This is a genomic window from Lacticaseibacillus sp. 30 (genome assembly GCF_053819265.1).
The window spans coordinates 81,062-98,571 of sequence record NZ_JBSOQX010000002.1 but is presented as its reverse complement, the minus strand read 5'-3'; the positions used below and the strand labels follow the sequence as shown (position 1 = coordinate 98,571).

General features: G+C 46.6%; 14 protein-coding genes. All 14 read right to left on the bottom strand.

Features of this window, described 5'->3' with window-relative positions; genetic code table 11:
• Positions 1–46: 46 nt before the first annotated feature.
• The gene (locus tag ACWPAB_RS01930; RefSeq protein ID WP_003569585.1) at positions 47–1,792 is read right to left on the bottom strand and encodes a glycoside hydrolase family 13 protein; all 1,746 of its coding nucleotides are present in this window, start codon (positions 1,790–1,792) and stop codon (positions 47–49) included.
• On the bottom strand, positions 1,789–3,465 hold the full coding sequence (locus ACWPAB_RS01925; protein WP_003590296.1) for an alpha-glucosidase: 1,677 nt from the start codon (positions 3,463–3,465) through the stop codon (positions 1,789–1,791). Before ACWPAB_RS01925 ends, ACWPAB_RS01930 begins: the two co-directional genes overlap by 4 nt.
• 204 nt (positions 3,466–3,669) lie before the next feature.
• Positions 3,670–4,623, bottom strand: coding sequence for a LacI family DNA-binding transcriptional regulator (locus tag ACWPAB_RS01920; protein WP_003569579.1), 954 nt, complete (start codon positions 4,621–4,623; stop codon positions 3,670–3,672).
• 397 nt (positions 4,624–5,020) lie between these two features.
• Entirely contained in the window at positions 5,021–5,494 is a 474-nt protein-coding gene (smpB, locus tag ACWPAB_RS01915; protein WP_003564285.1) for an SsrA-binding protein SmpB, read from the bottom strand.
• 31 nt (positions 5,495–5,525) lie between these two features.
• On the bottom strand, positions 5,526–7,895 hold the full coding sequence (gene rnr / locus ACWPAB_RS01910; RefSeq protein WP_003564282.1) for a ribonuclease R: 2,370 nt from the start codon (positions 7,893–7,895) through the stop codon (positions 5,526–5,528).
• A 1-nt stretch (position 7,896) separates the two neighbouring features.
• Positions 7,897–8,631, bottom strand: a complete 735-nt coding sequence (locus ACWPAB_RS01905; protein WP_003569577.1) for an alpha/beta hydrolase — start codon at positions 8,629–8,631, stop codon at positions 7,897–7,899.
• Between the two features lie 242 nt (positions 8,632–8,873).
• Positions 8,874–9,110 (bottom strand): preprotein translocase subunit SecG, encoded by a 237-nt coding sequence (gene secG / locus ACWPAB_RS01900; RefSeq protein ID WP_003564279.1) that lies wholly within the window; start codon positions 9,108–9,110, stop codon positions 8,874–8,876.
• Between the two features lie 185 nt (positions 9,111–9,295).
• Entirely contained in the window at positions 9,296–10,867 is a 1,572-nt protein-coding gene (locus tag ACWPAB_RS01895) for a ClC family H(+)/Cl(-) exchange transporter (RefSeq protein ID WP_003564276.1), read from the bottom strand.
• A gap of 88 nt (positions 10,868–10,955) precedes the next feature.
• The gene (locus ACWPAB_RS01890; RefSeq protein ID WP_003569575.1) at positions 10,956–11,312 is read right to left on the bottom strand and encodes a hypothetical protein; all 357 of its coding nucleotides are present in this window, start codon (positions 11,310–11,312) and stop codon (positions 10,956–10,958) included.
• Between the two features lie 5 nt (positions 11,313–11,317).
• The gene (locus ACWPAB_RS01885; protein ID WP_016363161.1) at positions 11,318–12,580 is read right to left on the bottom strand and encodes an MFS transporter; all 1,263 of its coding nucleotides are present in this window, start codon (positions 12,578–12,580) and stop codon (positions 11,318–11,320) included.
• Positions 12,581–12,909: 329 nt separating this feature from the next.
• Positions 12,910–14,214, bottom strand: coding sequence for a phosphopyruvate hydratase (gene eno, locus ACWPAB_RS01880; protein WP_003564271.1), 1,305 nt, complete (start codon positions 14,212–14,214; stop codon positions 12,910–12,912).
• A gap of 48 nt (positions 14,215–14,262) precedes the next feature.
• Complete coding sequence (gene tpiA, locus ACWPAB_RS01875; RefSeq protein ID WP_003564269.1) at positions 14,263–15,018, bottom strand: triose-phosphate isomerase; 756 nt, start codon at positions 15,016–15,018, stop codon at positions 14,263–14,265.
• A 74-nt stretch (positions 15,019–15,092) separates the two neighbouring features.
• The gene (locus ACWPAB_RS01870) at positions 15,093–16,283 is read right to left on the bottom strand and encodes a phosphoglycerate kinase (protein WP_003564267.1); all 1,191 of its coding nucleotides are present in this window, start codon (positions 16,281–16,283) and stop codon (positions 15,093–15,095) included.
• A 190-nt stretch (positions 16,284–16,473) separates the two neighbouring features.
• Positions 16,474–17,496 carry a type I glyceraldehyde-3-phosphate dehydrogenase gene (gap, locus tag ACWPAB_RS01865; protein WP_003564265.1) on the bottom strand — a complete coding sequence of 341 codons (1,023 nt, stop codon included), beginning with the start codon at positions 17,494–17,496 and terminating at the stop codon, positions 16,474–16,476.
• Positions 17,497–17,510 lie beyond the last annotated feature (14 nt).

Below are 17,510 nucleotides of genomic sequence, written 5' to 3'. Positions count from 1 at the left end.
ATGAAAGCGCTGTACAATCGCAAAATGAATGTTACCGCTATCATAATTAGTTTACTGCTACAACAAATCCTTTTGGAGCTAACTCATTTTGAGCAAACCCTTGATGCAAAACAGGTGCCGCCGTCAAAGGAACCGATGACGCTGTGGTATTGAAATATGCCGTCAGCGTTTCACGGCCGTGGCGCACAACCTTAATTAATCCAGAAGGTGTCACTTCTAATTTGGTCGTACCACGCCCAAGGGTAGCCGCATGTTCACGCCGAAAGCCGATGAGCTTCGCCACCCGTTGCCAAATTGGCTGACCTAATTTTGTCCAATCCATTGGTTTTCGATCATCAGGATCATTTTCCCCATCCATGCCCATCTCAGTTCCATAATAAAGACATGGCGTACCTGTCTGAAGAAAAGCAAAGGTCAATGCTTGCAACGCTAGCTCAATGTCATCACCTGCTACCGTTAACAACCGAGGTGTATCGTGCGAATCTAACATATTTAACATCACTTGATTCGTCTGATCGCGGTAAAGCATCAATTGGTCCGTTAACAAAGCGGTCATCCCCGCAGCTGTCTGCTTACCGGTCAAAAAGTGGTCCTCTATTTGCTGCGTGAAGGCATAATTCATAACACCGGAAAATTCATCGCCATTTAACCAAGGTTGACTGCTATGCCAAACCTCGCCCAAAATATAAAAATCCGGTTTAATGGCGGTGACAGCGCTGTAAAATCTTTTCCAAAAATGATGATCAACTTCGTTCGCCACATCTAAACGCCAGGCATCAATATCAAATGCTTGAATCCAGTAAGTTGCCACTTGCAGTAGATAATCCTGAACCGCTGGATTGGCCGTATCTAACTTTGGCATTCGCGACTCAAACGCAAATGTATCGTATTGTGGCGCTCCCTCGCCTTTCAGGGGATTATGAAATGGCGTCAATGGATAATCATGAATGTGGAACCACGAAGCAAAGCGTGATTTTTTGCCATTTGCTAAGACATCCTGCCACTGCATGCTAGCAAAGCCCATGTGGTTAAACACGGCATCCAGCATGACGCGCATCCCGCGTTTATGGGCTTCATTAACCAACTTGGCAAACAGTGTCTTATCACCGAAATCCGGATCAATCGTTAAATAATCAATGGTGTCATATTTATGGTTTGAACTCGCGGTAAAGATAGGACAAAAGTACAGACCATTGACACCCAATGCTTGCAAATCATCTAAGTGATCCAAGACCCCCTGTAAATCACCACCATAGTAATCATCACGTCCAGGATGATCAGACGGTCGCCAAGGTTTCGTGCCAACAGGATCATTTGTGCTATCACCGTTGGCAAATCTTTCCGGGAAAATTTGGTACCAAACGGTTTCTTTCACCCAATCAGGCGTTTTCACCCGATCAATCTCGTGAAAATACGGCACACGAAAATAATTGCCGGTATCAATTCGCGCGGACTCTGTGTCTTTTCGCAATCCCCGATCACCAAATAACCATTTGCTACCGTCCTGTCCGGTCACTTCAAACAGGTACTGCAGACGTTGATAAGGCGCCTCCAAGGTCACTCCCCAATGATCAGCAACTTGACCTGTCCCTAGCTGACTCATCGGTTTGCGCTGATAACTCAACCGATATTGTTGATGCTGATCAAGCTCTTGCCAGTAAGGATCACCATACAAAACAACCACCTTGGCGACATCGTTTTGTGCCGTATGGAACCGCAAACGTAGCTTTTTATTGGTATATAAGAAACAATCTTCACTTTCTGGTCGATGAGACATAGCTGCTAAATTCATGGCTTAGCACGCTCCTTTTCCTGAATGAATACTGCTGCTGAATCGGCTGATAGTGTCAGTGTTTCTTCGCTCAGTGTCGCGTCACCGACGATTAGCACCGCTTGATAGTCACCGGCTGGCAATCTAAGGTTGACTGTTTTATCACTCAAAGCAACTGCCACAACGGCAATCGCCTTGTCTGTCTGGCGAAAATACACATAGCTGTCTGGCCCCGTGCTCAACAGTCGAAAACTGCCTGTTTGAAAGACTGACCGTTTCTTTAAAGCAATCAATTGCTTGTAAAATGCAAGGCTGCTGTGCGGATCATGTTGTTGTTCGGCAACATGCGTGCGGCTGCTGCGCTTGCCAACCAACCAAGGCGTGCCGCTCGTAAAGCCACTATTGGTTGTCGCATCCCACGTCATCGGCCCTCTCGCTGGCAACTTATGGGTCGCATTGACCATCGCTAACGCCGCCTCCTGGGTATACCCTGCATCCACAGCTGCTGCAATGAAACGCGGGACGCTTGGATCGGAAAAAGCTTTCGCATCAGGCAACGTGAGATTTTCAAGCCCTAGCTCTTCACCGTAATAGATGATTGGAATACCGCGTTGTAAATACATCAGCACTGCCAGACTTCTCGCCTGAATCGCTGAATGGGCAATGCGCGTAGCCAGACGAGCCATATCATGATTGCCCCAATAAAGCGTCGGCAACGACACACCAGCAAGTGTTTGCTGCCAAACAACCTGTGTCTGTTTAAACTTTGCAAAATCCAAAGGTTTCGGCTGATACTGCGCTGGGATGCTGGTGTCAAGTTGCGTTGTATTTTCGGTAAAATATCGGAAAGTAATCACACTATCCATCAATTTGTTATGCTGGCTCGTGTAGTCAACAGCAAGATTGACATTTGCACTTGCCGCTTCCCCAAGTATAAAGGTATTTGGAAAATCTGCCTTGATCTGAGCACAGAAGGGCCGCAACCACCGCTGAACATTGGGCAGATTAGCAAAAAACGGTTCTGCAATCACAGGCTCTTGTTGGCTTTCCGACGTTGGATAGTTTTGCGCCAGATCAACTTTGGCAATATGAATAAACGCGTCAAGCCGCAACCCATCAATTCCCTTGTTTAGCCAAAATTCAGCAACATCCCCCATTGCACGCCGAACCTCGGCATTGGCCCAATTCAAATCCGGCATGTGCTGATCAAATAAATGGAAATAGGATTGACCGGTACCGGCTGGATCAGGCGACCAAACCGAGCCGCCGAAGAAGCTTCCCCAATTATTTGGTCTTTTATGATGATGTCCAGAAAAAATATAATAATCACGATAAATACTTTTTACATTCCGGCTTGCATCTTGAAACCACGGGTGCTGATCCGATGTGTGGTTCAAAACAAAATCCAAGATGATACGGATACCCGCTTCATGAAGTTCATGAATCAAAGCCTGCATATCGGCCATCGTTCCCATTCGCTCATCAATCGCGTAATAGTTGGCGACATCATACCCATTATCGACTTGCGGTGATACAAACACAGGATTCAGCCAAACGGCGTTGATGCCTAAGTCCTGCAGATACGGTATGCGTTGCCGAATGCCGTTAAGATCCCCAATACCATCGCCATCACTGTCCTGAAATGACTTCGGATAAATTTGATAAATAATCGCCTGATCATACCAAGTGTTCATGTGACCCGCCCCCCTTTTCCAACTAGCATAGTGAAAGCGCACGCATGATACAAGTTAACTGCGTTTGTTACCGTTATCAAAATGAAGTGAAGAAAAGCCAACAATTTCCCAGCGGAAAATTGTTGGCCTGTTTGATAACTGTGAATGTTACCCCGACCTATCAGTAGACAAACTCATTTTGCCAGATCGGAATTCTATAATCACCTAAGTGCGTATCGTCCCGCGAAGCACTAACTTTGGCGGCACCAGTAGTTCACCTTGTTGTGCACCTGACTGGGCGATTTTTTGCAAGAGCATCCGTGCTAATAGTTCACCAAGTTGCACCACCGGTTGTTTCACGGTGGTTAATTTTGGATTTGAGACTTGATCCAGAAAAACGCCATCAAATCCGATGACGCCAAAGTCGGTTGGAATTTGCCCACCATTTTGTTGAATCGCTCTGACCGCTCCTAACGCGAGGCGATCACTTGCACAGATGAAAACAGTATTTCGCGCGAACTTTCGCCAATTTTCACTGATAAAATGTTGCGATTCGTGACTATGATTACCCATTCGATGAATCTGCGGTACTTTTTGATGTCTCTGCAAAGTATTGATATACCCTGCTTCACGCGAATATTCAAACGGTTCTCTCACATCAATACCAAGAAAAATAATCGATTGATAATTCTTGGCCAGCGCATATTCGGTTGCTTGTTGTTCGCCTAATTTATTGTCCGTATCAATAAAATCATAACCATGACGATTTTCCCCAAATAAAACAACCGGTTTCGCTAACTGATCAATCCATTGACAATCAGTCGACCGCGCACCCGTAATAATGTACCCATCGGCGTGATCCAAATCAAGATGCTCGCGATCTGTCACTAATTGCAAAGCATACTGCTGACGATCAAGTCCTCGGGCAATGCCGAATAGCAACGTCATGTAATAAGGTTCGGTCGTATCCACATCTTCAAGAATCAAAAACTTGATAACGTTAGTCCGATTATTGGCCAAAGCCTTCGCTGCAGAGTTAGGTCGATAATGCAAAATCGTCATTGCTTGTTCGACGAGTTGTTTTAACTCAGGCGTCACTTGCTCAGGATGATTGATGACACGGGACACGGTCATTTTTGAAACATTGGCTTCTTTCGCGACATCAGACAGTGTGACCACAAATGCTATCCTCCCTCCTCAACTGAAGTTCGTCGACAAAGGCATTGACCAACGACAGTCTCCTTGCCCTATTTTATATTAGTTCTTACTTAAGTAAAACCTTAGAAGGAAAAATCACCATTTTATATAAATAAATAAGCAAAACAATGAAAAAGAAATTATTAATCAATCAATAGTGTAATTATTTATATAACATCAACACTTTAGCTTGTTTAGAAATAAATGATAGCAAAACAAAAAGAGCACCAGGTTTCTCCCGGTGCTCTTTACTGATAAAACTCAGTTGGCATAACGTCACCTAACCTGCACATCAGCGACATCATGATATTGCTGATGGACAAGCTAGAAGATCGATTTTTGATGCTCAGATCAGCATTAGCTTAATGCCACTGCGCGTTTAATACCGTGCCTTCAAAGCGCGCTGAACCTCGCGTTCCTGATCCTTGCGCTTTAAGGTTTCACGTTTGTCGTAGTTATGCTTTCCTTCAGCCACACCAATCAGAACCTTGGCATAGCCGTGTTTTAGATACATCCGCAACGGCACAAGCGTGACACCTTGGCGCGCTGTCATTTGACCTAACTTGCGAATTTCTCGTTTGTGCAAGAGCAGCTTGCGATTACGCATTGGGTCAACGTTGAATAAATTGCCCTCTTTATACGGACTAATGTGGACGTTTTCTAACCACGCCTCATTATTCCGAATTCGGGCAAAACCGTCACGTAAATTAAGTTTGCCATCACGCACGGATTTGATTTCGGTACCTGTCAGCGCAATACCGGCTTCGTAGGTATCAAGAATGTTGTAATCATGACCAGCCTTTTTATTCTGGGCGAGCAGGTTGTCAGGTTTTTGTCGATGTTTCTTCGCCATTGAACCATCCCCCTTTCAAAAGTTGCCAGCGTTATTTAGTGCCGCGCTTGGCATTATAGTGCTTGCCTTGATGTGGCGCACCAGCTGGTTTGCGTGGTCGATTGTTGTGTTGATTACGATTTGGCCCACCATGGTTATTATTGCCAAAACCAGGCTTGTTGCCATTTGGCCGACGTTCACGCCGGTCTTCTTTTTTGACGAACTTGCCCAGATCACTTGTTGGCGTATTTTCATCAGGAATCAATGAAAAATCTACCTGTCGCTGATCAATATCAACATTATCAAGTTTAACTCGCAAAGACTGGCCAATTCGGTACGTGCGCTTGGTGCGTTCGCCAACTAAAGCCATCTGACTATCGATGAATGAATAATAATCATCGGTCATCCGCGTGATATGAACAAGCCCTTCTACGGTGTTCGGCAAAGCCACAAACATCCCAAAGCTCGTCACGCCGCTAACAACAGCATCAAATTCTTCGCCGACCTTATCAGCCATAAATTCAGCTTTCTTAAGATCGTCAACTGCACGCTCAGCGTCAATGCTCCGCCGTTCCGCCATGGATGCCTGAGCTGCAATATCTGGTAATTTCTTATTCCAACTTGCCTTGATATCGTCGCCAGTGCCTTCAACCGCATAATCACGAATCAAGCGATGAGCGACCAAGTCAGGATAACGCCGAATTGGACTGGTAAAGTGGCAGTAATACTTTGCTGCCAAGCCAAAATGTCCAAGTGGATCTGGTGAATACCGAGCCTGTTTTAAACTCCGCAGCATTTTAACGCTCACCATTGCTTCTTCAGGCGTGCCGGTGACATCTGTCACAACATCCTGAAGTTGCTTTGGGGTGATTTCTTTGCCTTTTTTCATCGGCACGGTGATACCAAAACTAGCAATGAATTCCATGAATTCTTTAATACGGTCGGCATCTGGTGTTTCGTGAACCCGGTATAAGAATGGTAAATGTTGCTTGTTGTAATGTTCAGCGACGGTTTCGTTAGCGGCCAGCATGAAGGATTCAATCATTCGTTCTGACACACCACGCTCACGCAGAACAATGTCTGTTGGGTGACCCATATCATCAACAATGATCTTGGCTTCGTTTTCTTCGAAGTCAATGGCACCTCGAGCATGCCGCATCTTGTAAAGAATTTGATGCAGTTGAACCATGTCTTCAAACATCGGCACAAGTTCCTGATACTCGGCCATTACTTCTGGGTCATGGTCGGTCACAATCTTGTTGACGTTGTTATAAGTCATCCGCGCATGGCTCTTGATGATGCTTTGATAAATCTCGTGATTAACCACGTGACCATCTTGATCAATTTCCATATCACAAGACATCGCCAAGCGATCAACGCCAGGATTCAACGAACAAATGCCATTAGACAGCCGGAATGGCAGCATCGGAATGACACGGTCGACCAGATACGTACTAGTCCCGCGATCAAACGCTTCTTTGTCCAACGCTGAGCCTTCTGTAACATAGTGCGACACGTCTGCAATATGCACACCAAGATGGAAGTTTCCGTTTGGCAATTTCCAAACGACAACGGCATCATCGAAGTCTTTACTGTCGTCGCCGTCAATCGTCACAACGGCTTGATCGGTGATATCTTTACGGTTCACCCGTTCTTCTGGGGTGACATGATCCGGGATATCATTAGTTTGAGTCATTACCTCATCAGGAAACTCAGTCTTGATATGGTTTTGCATCACTAATGACATAATATCCACACCGGGATCATTCTTATTTCCCAATGTTTCAACCACCATGCCATACATCAGCTTCGGATGGTGTTCATTAGGAAATTCCGTAATCTCGGTAACCGTCATGTCGCCTAATTGCGGCATGGTACCAGTGTCTTTGACATAAACCGGAAAATTCTTCAGTTTCTTCTCGTGGCTGACAACCATACCAATAAAACCAGACTTGGCCCGATCTTTGTCGGAAAATGGTTTGAATTCGCCTACAAGTGTCGTTAGGCTGCGTTCAACAACCTTAGTGATTTCGCCTTCTGGTCCACGCGTATCGTTTGGGCGTGCTTCACGGACGATACGGACTTCAACGGTATCACCGTCCAAAGCAAAATCAGTGCTCGTTGACGGCACATAAACATCATTGTCCTGATCTTCAATCGCAACGAAACCAAACCCTTTTTCATTGCCATGGAAAATACCTGTCAACACTTTAGGCGTGCCGCCCCAAGCATAACGGCCTTCACTAATGGGATGGATTAAATTGTCATTTTCCATACCAGTTAAGGCTTGAACCAGCGTTTTAAAATCAGTGCCTTCGTTTAATTTCAAGGCACGGCTCAGCGTCTGGACCGAATAATCAATCTTCGGATTTTTACGAAATGTTGCTAAAAGTTCATTACGAATATGGCCAACTGTGGTCATGCTATCCCTCGTTTTCTTGTTGCATAAATGCGATAACGTCTTGTTGTAGTGCGTGATGCGCCGAATTCACGGTGATCACATGCTTGGCATTGTCATACCAATGAAAATCTACTTGCGGTGCATTGATGAGTGCATCCCGTAGCTGATAAGCCAGCTGCCCATCAACTAATTCATCAGCACCGGCCTGGCCGATAAAGATCGGCTTATTAACTAAATACAGATCGGCGGCAACCCCAGTGGCGAAATTGTCAATCGCCGCCAGCTGGCCTGGTAAGTAAGCCAAAATCTGAGTACTTTCGTCTGGTACACCTGCCAAACGATTCATATATTGTGCGTATTTCAGAAACCCTGGCACGAGATGGTGCTTACCCGGTAAGATCGGCGATGAAAAAACGCCGCCAGCTGTGACACCGGGTAATATTTCCAAAGCTTTCATGGCGAAAATACCGCCGAGTGATAATCCAAAAACAAAAACACGGTCATACTTTGCTGTCATATGCGAAACAGCCGCGCTGGCCTCTGCCCACCAAATATCTGGGTTGCCCTTAGTCAGAATATCCATTGGCTCAATGGTACCATGTCCCGTGAACAACGGCGCATACACGCCATACCCAGCCCGCTGCAAGGCCCGCCCCATGAAGTTCATGTCGTTTGGGCTGCCAGTATAGGCATGCAGCAAAACAACACCGGTATCAGTGCCCTCGTATTCGAATGGTTGCGGTTCACGAAAGATCATGATGGGTTTCATCCTTTGTGGCAAGTGGCTGGGTGGACAAGTGGAACTTCAATCTCTTGGTGAAAAGGCTCGATATTGCGGTGAAAAAACGGTTGTAGGTCTTGTCTATTGGCGGATAAAGTCAGCCTTGTCATATGGTTAGCTATTCCACCGCAGTTGCTGTCGAAACGCGTTTCCTGGCCCAGAAACCGGGCCAATGAACGCTCTGCAAAAAAAGTCTCCTGAGTACCAGGAGACTTTCGTTAATGGGCTTCCAGATATACCAGCGCGATTGCGAGGCCGAAGAAAATAACACCTAGTACAACGGTGACTTTCTCCATGAAAGCTTCGAAGCCGCGGGATTTCGTCTTCCCGAAAAGATCTGTTGCCCCACCGGACAATGCGCTTAACGCATCTTGTTGTTTGCTTGGTTGCATTAATGTTGCGATCACGATCAAAATCGAATCGATCACAAGAAATGTGGTCAATAAACTTTGCAAGTTGTTGCCTCCCTTGCGAAAAATCTCACCCTAGTAGTTTAGCATAAAAGCAACATAAAGGCGAACGCATTCTACCTAAAAGAGGCATCTTTGCTGAAATCCACCTTTTTAGCTACTTGAACCGTCTCACAGCAAGTAAAATAACTCACAATAGTAGCACGTCAACGTCCTGACAGATAACTTGCTCATGAGTTTTGGTGCGTTTTCCCCAACGCCGCCGATAGCGCATCAATCCGCCGCTTGACCCGAGCACGTTGGGTCGCATCCGTTAACAGCACCAACGTATCACCTTCACGGATCAAGGAATCACCATGTGGAATCACTTCCTGTTCGCCACGCCGGATTCCGATTAGTAATGCTTCTTTAGGCCATGGCATATCGCGGACCATTTTGCCATTCAAGGGACTGCCGAAGAAAACCGGTATTTCCAGTCGGTCGGGTCGATGAAGCTGCTGAACTGTTTTCGGCATTGTCATTTGCTCGAGTAACGCTTCGTAGATCGGCGCACCGCCAAGCAAATCAACCACGAGATAAGCAGTTAATGATAGGACCGCTAACGGCATCAAATGCGTCAAATTACCAACCATCTCCGTTACCAATAGAATCGCAGTAAACGGTGCTTTCCCAATGCCAGCAAAGTAACCGGCCATTGAAAAAATGATTAAGTTCATGATATAGACGTGCGGCAATAAGCCGAGTTGATTCATGAAGACGCCATAAATGGCACCAATCACGGCACCCAAAGAAAGAATCGGCAGAAAAATGCCACCTGGTAATCCAGAACCATATGAAATCATTGAAAAAACGAAACGTACAACAAAAATTGCGATCAATACAAGCAAAGATGGCACATACTGGCCAAAACCGACAATCAAACCATTGCCACCACCAAGTAAGTTTGGTGCAAAATAGCCAACCAGAATCACCAGCAGAAACGGTACAATGCCTTGTAATGGCCGCGGTAAATGTGTCAAGTTGCGATACCACCGCGGCATCACCAACAAGATTCGCTGGTATAAGTACCCAAACAAGCCCAAAAGAATGCCTAGCAAAATTAAATGCCAATAACTCGATACAGGTAAACTACGCGAATAGCTTAAATGCAGCACCGGAACAAGTCCGAAAACATTCAGTGAAACAAAATCCGATCCAATTGCCCCAGCCAATGCCGTTAACCAAACAAGCGGTGAGAAATTATGATAAACCTCTTCTAAGACGAACAAGGTCCCAGCAATGGGTGCATTAAATGCCGCCGCCAAGCCAGCAGCAGAACCGGATGCAATTAACAATCGCCGATCAGTTCCTGATAGCTTGAACCCAGCAGCTAAACCTTGCCCGACTGAAGCGCCTAACTGAATCGACGGTCCTTCCCGTCCGAGAAACAACCCAGGCCCCAGCGCCAGAACACCGCCGACAAATTTTCGCCAGAGGATCGACCACCAGTGCATTTCCAATTCACCAGCCAATTGGCCTTCAACTTGCGGAATCCCAGAGCCAGAAATATAGGGCTCTTTCTTGAGAAGCCACGCCACGATCAACGCCAAACCAAGATTGACACCGATCAACAACGCCCATTGCCACCAGACAAACGGTGCTATTCGCAAGTGCCCATATACCAGCCGACTATAGCGCAGCCCTACCTCAATACAATAGCGAAACGCGCTGACAACAGTGCCGCTCATTAAACCAACGAGTAGTCCGAGTAGCACAAATCGCAGGCGAGTAACGTCAAATTTTTCTTTTACAGGTCGTGCCAAGTAATTCCCCTCCAGTACAACATGATCTCAGTATATACCTCTGGCTGGGAATCAAAAACGACTCAGTCACCCGAGTCAGCAAAACCAATTATTGTTTTTCTTGCCGAGCCACCCAAACCAACATTGCACCGATTAACAAAGTGATAAGCGGAAATGGATATGTGGCCCATGTTTGGATCATGACGCTGGGAAAGGTCCAGGCTAACACGTTGTACAGCAAAGTTAGCACCAGTGTCAGCACATACCAGTAACGGTGCGTAGGATCCATGAACCAGCCAATCAACGCATAAATGATCAACCCGTATAAAAGCACAATCCCGATTAAAACAACTAAGGCGCCAAAAATCTGGCCAGATGCTCGCAAGCCGACATCCCACGTCATCCATAACATCGTCAATCCTAAAACAACTTCTAGCCAAGCAAACACGGTGAAAAATTTTTTCAAACGATCTATCCCCTTTTAGTCAAATCTGATGACCCGTCTGCTTGCAACTGACGGTCATATTCGCGGGTGATCTTCAAGCCGAACATAACGCCAGCGGCCAGTAACACGCCGATCCCTGCAACTACAAATAAAGTTGCGACACCAAAGCGATCGGCGATGGGACCAGCAAAAATCAAGCCGACCGGCCCTGGCAAACTCATTAGTGCATTCAAAATCCCCATAACCCGCCCGAGCGTCTCAGGAGCATAACTTTGCTGATACATCGCGATCAAAGGCGTGTTGAAAAACGGCCAAGCTAAGCCAGCAACGCCATTCAAGATAAGAAACCATAAAAAGCCATTTTCAGTTCGTGGCAAAACACCACTTAATCCAAACGTCACGCCAATGACCACCATCCCCCAGACAATCGGATGAATACGATCACGAAAATGGCCAAAGACGCTAATGAGCAATCCACCAAGTAGCGACCCAGCAAAATAAACAACTTCAATCAATCCAGCTTGGCCGACAGTGCCATGAAAATAACGCATGGTCATTAAAGGATACATACTAGCGGCTGGCATGAAGGCAAACGTCGTCAACATGCCAATTAAAGTCATATACCACAGGCCACGATTGCCTCGCAACAATTGCCACCCGACCTTGGCATCCTGCGCAACATGGACGGTTGTCCCGACCAAGCGATTTTCTGGAATACTAACGAACAACAGCAAGCTGACACCTAGAATCGCACCTAAAACATCTAACAAAATCAAAAGCGGCATCGGCATCAGGCCAAAAAGGACAGCTCCGAGTGCCGGCGCAATAATCATGTTCGCCGAATTCACCACACCGAGTTGACCGTTCACGCGCGTCAACTGATCACCAGGGACCATGGTTGGCAAAATAGCCTGAATCGTCGGCATCTGGAATGTTTGTGCCAACGCCCGCACCAGCAACGACACAAAGATCAGCCAAACAGGAAAAAAACCACCAAACTCGCCAACGGCACTCAAAATAAGTGCCACCATAGCGGCGACAATATCCGGTACAATCAACAACATTTTCTTGTTCAAGCGATCAATATAAGGCCCGACAAAAGGACTCAGCAGAATCGTCGGCAACATACCTAATAAAGTAGCAATGCTGAGAATCGTTGCAGAACCAGTTTTGGCAGTTAAGTACCAAATGATCGCATACTGAACCGTCATACTGGTAATGCCAGAAAGAAATTGACCAAGCAAAAAGATAGCAATGTTTCGTTGCCAATGAGGTGGCGTCGTTTGCATAGAAAACTGTCCTTTCATTTGTGCTTATCCCTAGTATACAGAAAGGTGCACCCGACAACCGCGATTCAGTCTCACCGATTAAAAAATCCTGATTCTTTCAACCCAAGAGACCTCGCTAAAACCACGCCATTTGGTCGAAGCCACTTATGTTCCGGCTTCTAAGCGCTCCTGTTCGCGCACAATTAAACGCGCTCGCTGGCGCGGAAACCTGCATGTAAGGACCTTGAACTTACACACTCTGGTTTCTAACCGCGCCAGCTCACGCTCCACAAAAAAAGCACGCTCCTTAACGGAAACGTGCTTTCCAAGCTGCCAACTAATTAAGCAAATTAGTCGATTGCTTTCACATTGTAGAAGGACTTGCGGCCCTTGTACAAGGATTGTGCACCCAGTTGATCTTCGATCCGCATTAACTGGTTGTACTTAGCGATACGATCTGTCCGGCTCATTGAACCAGTCTTGATCTGGCCAGCGTTGGTTGCAACAACCAAGTCAGCAATCGTTGTATCTTCAGTTTCACCGGAACGATGTGAAACAACAGCTGTGTAACCAGCTTCTTTAGCCATTTCGATGGCTTCGAAGGTTTCGGTCAATGTACCGATCTGGTTCAGCTTGATCAGGATGGAGTTAGCAACACCCATATCGATACCCTTCTTCAGGTAGTCGGTGTTGGTAACAAACAGATCATCACCAACGATTTGGACTTTGTCGCCCATCTTCTTGGTGAATGTCTGCCAGCCTTCCCAGTCGTTTTCGTCGATAGGATCTTCAACAGAAACGATTGGGTACTTGTTAATGTAACCATCAATCATGTCGGTCCATTCTTCAGTGGTGTACTTCTTGTCAGGGTTAGACCACTTGGTTGTGTATGTCTTGCTCTCGGCATCGTACATTTCTGAAGCAGCAACGTCAAAGGCCAAAGCAATGTCGTCGCCTGGCTTGTAGCCAGCCTTCTTGATTGCTTCAACAAGAAGTTCGAAGGCTTCTTCGTTATCCTTCAAGTTCGGGGCAAAGCCGCCTTCATCACCAACAGCGGTGATGTCGCCTTTACTCTTCAACAGTGCCTGTAAAGCATGGAAGGTTTCTGAACCCATCCGAACAGCTTCACGAACGCTCTTAGCGCCAACAGGCATGATCATGAATTCCTGGAAGTCAACGGTGTTGGTTGAGTGTGCACCACCATTGAGGACGTTCATCATTGGCGTTGGCAGAACGTGGGCATTCGGGCCGCCAAGATATTGATACAATGGCAGGCCAACTTCATCAGCAGCAGCACGGGCTGCAGCCAAGGAAACACCCAAGATAGCATTGGCGCCAAACTTGCCCTTGTTCGGGGTACCGTCAAGGTCAATCATGGTTTGGTCAATCAGGCGTTGTTCAGTCACGTCAAGGCCAATAACCGCCTTAGCGATTTCGTTGTTCACATGACCAACGGCCTTCAAAACACCCTTGCCGCCAAAACGATCCTTGTCACCATCACGAAGTTCAACGGCTTCGTGTTCACCGGTTGAAGCACCTGATGGTACCAACGCACGGCCAAAGCCGCCGTCTTCAGTGTACAATTCAACTTCAACAGTAGGGTTGCCACGGGAGTCTAAGACTTCGCGTGCCAATACATCAGTAATGATAGACATAAATTCTTCTCCTTTTTGCCAGAAGGCTGTTTAATAGTAGAACCCAGATTAATCTTGGTAGTTAGCCAAGGCGATGAAACTTTCAGGATCCATCGAAGCGCCACCGACTAAACCGCCATCGATATCAGGCTTAGCCATTAATTCCTTGACGTTCGCTGGTTTAACAGAGCCGCCGTAAAGAATACGAACAGCATCTGCCGTATCTTTATTATACAACTTCTCAACCGTTGCACGAATATGTGCGACAACTTCTTGTGCCTGATCGGCAGTTGCCGTCTTACCTGTCCCGATAGCCCAGATTGGTTCATAGGCTAAGACTGAAACTTTGACTTGGTCAGCACTTAAACCGGCCAAAGCAGCTTCAATCTGTGAAGCAACCCAGTCTTCGGTTTGGCCAGCTTCGCGCTGAGCCAAACTTTCGCCGCAGCAAATGATTGGCAAAAGATTGTTCTTAAAGATGGCCTTAGCCTTCTTATTGATATCTTCATCGGTTTCGTGGAAATAGCCGCGACGTTCGCTGTGACCGATAATGACGTAATCAACGTTCATTTCTTTCAAAGCTTTCGGGCTGGTTTCACCAGTAAAGGCACCTTCGTCTTCAAAGTAGCAGTTTTCAGCCGCCGTCTTCAAAGGTGTGCCTTCAGCGCCAGCAACTAAGGTGGTCAAATCAATGGCAGGTGCGCCAATGACAGTCTCAACCTTGCTTGCATCAGGCAACTTGCCTTTAACGCCGTCTAAGAATTCTTGCGTTTCCTTAGGATTTTTGTTCATTTTCCAGTTACCAGCAATGAATGGTGTACGCATGGCATATCTTCCTTTCATATGTACCGACAGACACCGTCTGCCGGTAGTGACTGTTAGATCAGCATGCCTGACAATTACTTGTCAGAAATAGCTGCGATACCTGGCAAGGTCTTGCCTTCAAGATATTCAAGGCTAGCGCCACCGCCAGTGGAAATATGGGTAATCTTAGGTGCAATACCCAATTGCTTAGCAGCAGCTGTTGAATCGCCGCCGCCGATAATTGTAGTAGCATCCTTCAAGTCGCCAAGGGCACGGCCGACTTCAAGGGTCCCTTCAGCATAGTTGCTCATTTCAAAGACACCCATTGGGCCATTCCAAACAACGGTCTTGGCACCTTGCAAAGCATCTTTGAATTCTTTGATTGTCTTCGGGCCGATATCCAAGGCCATATAGCCATCAGGAATGTCGCCGTCAACAACTTTATGTGGGGCATCGTTAGAGAATTCAGTTGCAACAACGGAATCAACCGGCAAAAGCAGCTTGTCGCCAGCCTGATCCATGATCTTCTTGGCAAGTTCGATCTTGTCTTTTTCAACCAAAGACTTACCGATGCTCATACCCTTAGCAGCATAGAAAGTATAGGTCATGCCGCCGCCGATAAGAATCTTATCAGCCTTAGGTACCAAGTTTTCGATCACGCCGATCTTATCGGAAACCTTTGCACCACCCAAGATAGCAATGAATGGGTGTTTCGGGTTGTCAACGGCATCGCCTAAGAACTTGATTTCCTTTTCCATCAAGAAGCCGGCAGCAGTTTGCTTCATGTTGGAAGCAATGCCGACGTTTGAAGCATGGCTGCGGTGTGCAGTCCCAAAGGCATCGTTAACGAATAAGTCGCCAAGACTTGCCCAGTACTTGCCAAGTTCAGGATCGTTGCCGGATTCTTTCTTGCCGTCAAGATCTTCAAACCGGGTGTTTTCCATAACAAGAACGTCGCCATCATTCATCTTGTTGATAGCATCTTCAAGTTCCTTGCCGCGAGTTGCCGGGACAAATGTCACTGGCTTCTTCAGCAATTCACTCAAACGTTCTGCAACTGGCTTCAAGGTCAGCTTAGCCTTGTCTTCTTCGGTCTTGACACGGCCGAGATGTGACAAGAGGATTGCCTTGCCACCATGATCAATAACATACTGGATGGTTGGCAATGCTGCCACGATCCGGTTATCATCACCGATAACACCATCTTTGATCGGCACGTTGAAGTCAACGCGGATCAGGACTTTTTTGTCCTTAACATCTAAGTCTGAAACAATTAATTTAGCCAAGAGAAATGACCTCCTATTTTTCCTAAAGATGACTTAACTTCAAGTAACGACCGCTTAACACCAGAAATAAGCGCTCGTTTTCAGCAGGATGCTAAAACATCCTGAGAATTGATCGCCTATTTCCAAAAAAAGCGGAGGGAGTAAGCTCCCTCCGCTTCGGATGTTGCGGCTAGAAAAGCGTTACTCCGGATTAGAGAGTAGCAAATTTCAGCAAGGTACGGATCATCTGGCAAGTAAAGCCATATTCGTTATCGTACCAAGCAACCGTCTTAACTAATTGATAGTCACCAGCAGTTGTAACTTCGGTCTGTGTAGGATCAAAGATTGAACCTTGTGTCGTACCGATAACATCGGAAGATACGATTTCGTCTTCGTTCCAGCCAAAGCTAGGGTTGTTTTCGGTGTGCTTCTTGATAGCTTCGTTAACTTGGTCAGCAGTAACGTTCTTGGTCTTCAAGATGGAAACCAATTCGGTCAAAGAACCGTCAACAACAGAAACACGCTGTGCGTGGCCCTGCAACTTGCCGTTCAATTCTGGGATAACCAAACCGATAGCCTTAGCAGCACCTGTGCTGTGAGGAATCGTGTTAGCAGCAGCGGAACGTGCAGCGCGCAGGTTGCCACCGCGAACTGGGCCGTCAAGCAACATCTGAGTTGAGGTGTAAGCATGAACGGTGGTCATGGTACCAACTTCGATGCCGAATTCCTTGTTCAGGAAGTAAGCCATTGGTGCCAAGCAGTTGGTTGTGCAAGAACCAGCAGAAACAATCTTGTCGTCTGCATTCAGAGTGTCATCGTTGACGTTGTAAACGATGGTCTTCATCTTGCCGGCTGGGGCAGAAATCAGAACACGCTTTGCGCCTGCGTCCAAATGAGCTTGTGACTTTTCAGCAGAGGTGTAGAAGCCTGTGCATTCAAGAACATAGTCAACGCCATCGTTCTTAACCCAAGGAATATTCTGGGCTTGCGGTTCTGCGTAGACACGGTATTCTTTACCGTCAACGACGATACCGTTATCGGTTGCACTAACTTCACCAGGGAAAGTACCGTGGGTTGAATCATACTTCAGCAAGTGAGCCAGCATGGTTGGGCTGGTCAGATCGTTAATTGCAACAACCTGGATGTCATTGCTCTTTGCACCCAATTCGTAAATACGACGGAATGCCAAACGACCGATACGGCCAAAACCATTAATACCAATCTTAACAGTCATGCTAAAATTTCCTC

Bases quoted from the DNA above. Each gene is read 5' to 3' on its own strand.
- ACWPAB_RS01905 (WP_003569577.1), bottom strand. From the start codon at position 8,631: ATGATCTTTCGTGAACCGCAACCATTCGAATACGAGGGCACTGATACC.
- ACWPAB_RS01925 (WP_003590296.1), bottom strand. From the start codon at position 3,465: ATGAACACTTGGTATGATCAGGCGATTATTTATCAAATTTATCCGAAG.
- rnr (WP_003564282.1), bottom strand. From the start codon at position 7,895: ATGACCACAGTTGGCCATATTCGTAATGAACTTTTAGCAACATTTCGT.
- smpB (WP_003564285.1), bottom strand. From the start codon at position 5,494: ATGGCGAAGAAACATCGACAAAAACCTGACAACCTGCTCGCCCAGAAT.
- eno (WP_003564271.1), bottom strand. From the start codon at position 14,214: ATGTCTATCATTACTGATGTATTGGCACGCGAAGTCTTAGACTCCCGT.
- ACWPAB_RS01930 (WP_003569585.1), bottom strand. From the start codon at position 1,792: ATGAATTTAGCAGCTATGTCTCATCGACCAGAAAGTGAAGATTGTTTC.
- ACWPAB_RS01885 (WP_016363161.1), bottom strand. From the start codon at position 12,580: ATGCAAACGACGCCACCTCATTGGCAACGAAACATTGCTATCTTTTTG.
- tpiA (WP_003564269.1), bottom strand. From the start codon at position 15,018: ATGCGTACACCATTCATTGCTGGTAACTGGAAAATGAACAAAAATCCT.
- gap (WP_003564265.1), bottom strand. From the start codon at position 17,496: ATGACTGTTAAGATTGGTATTAATGGTTTTGGCCGTATCGGTCGTTTG.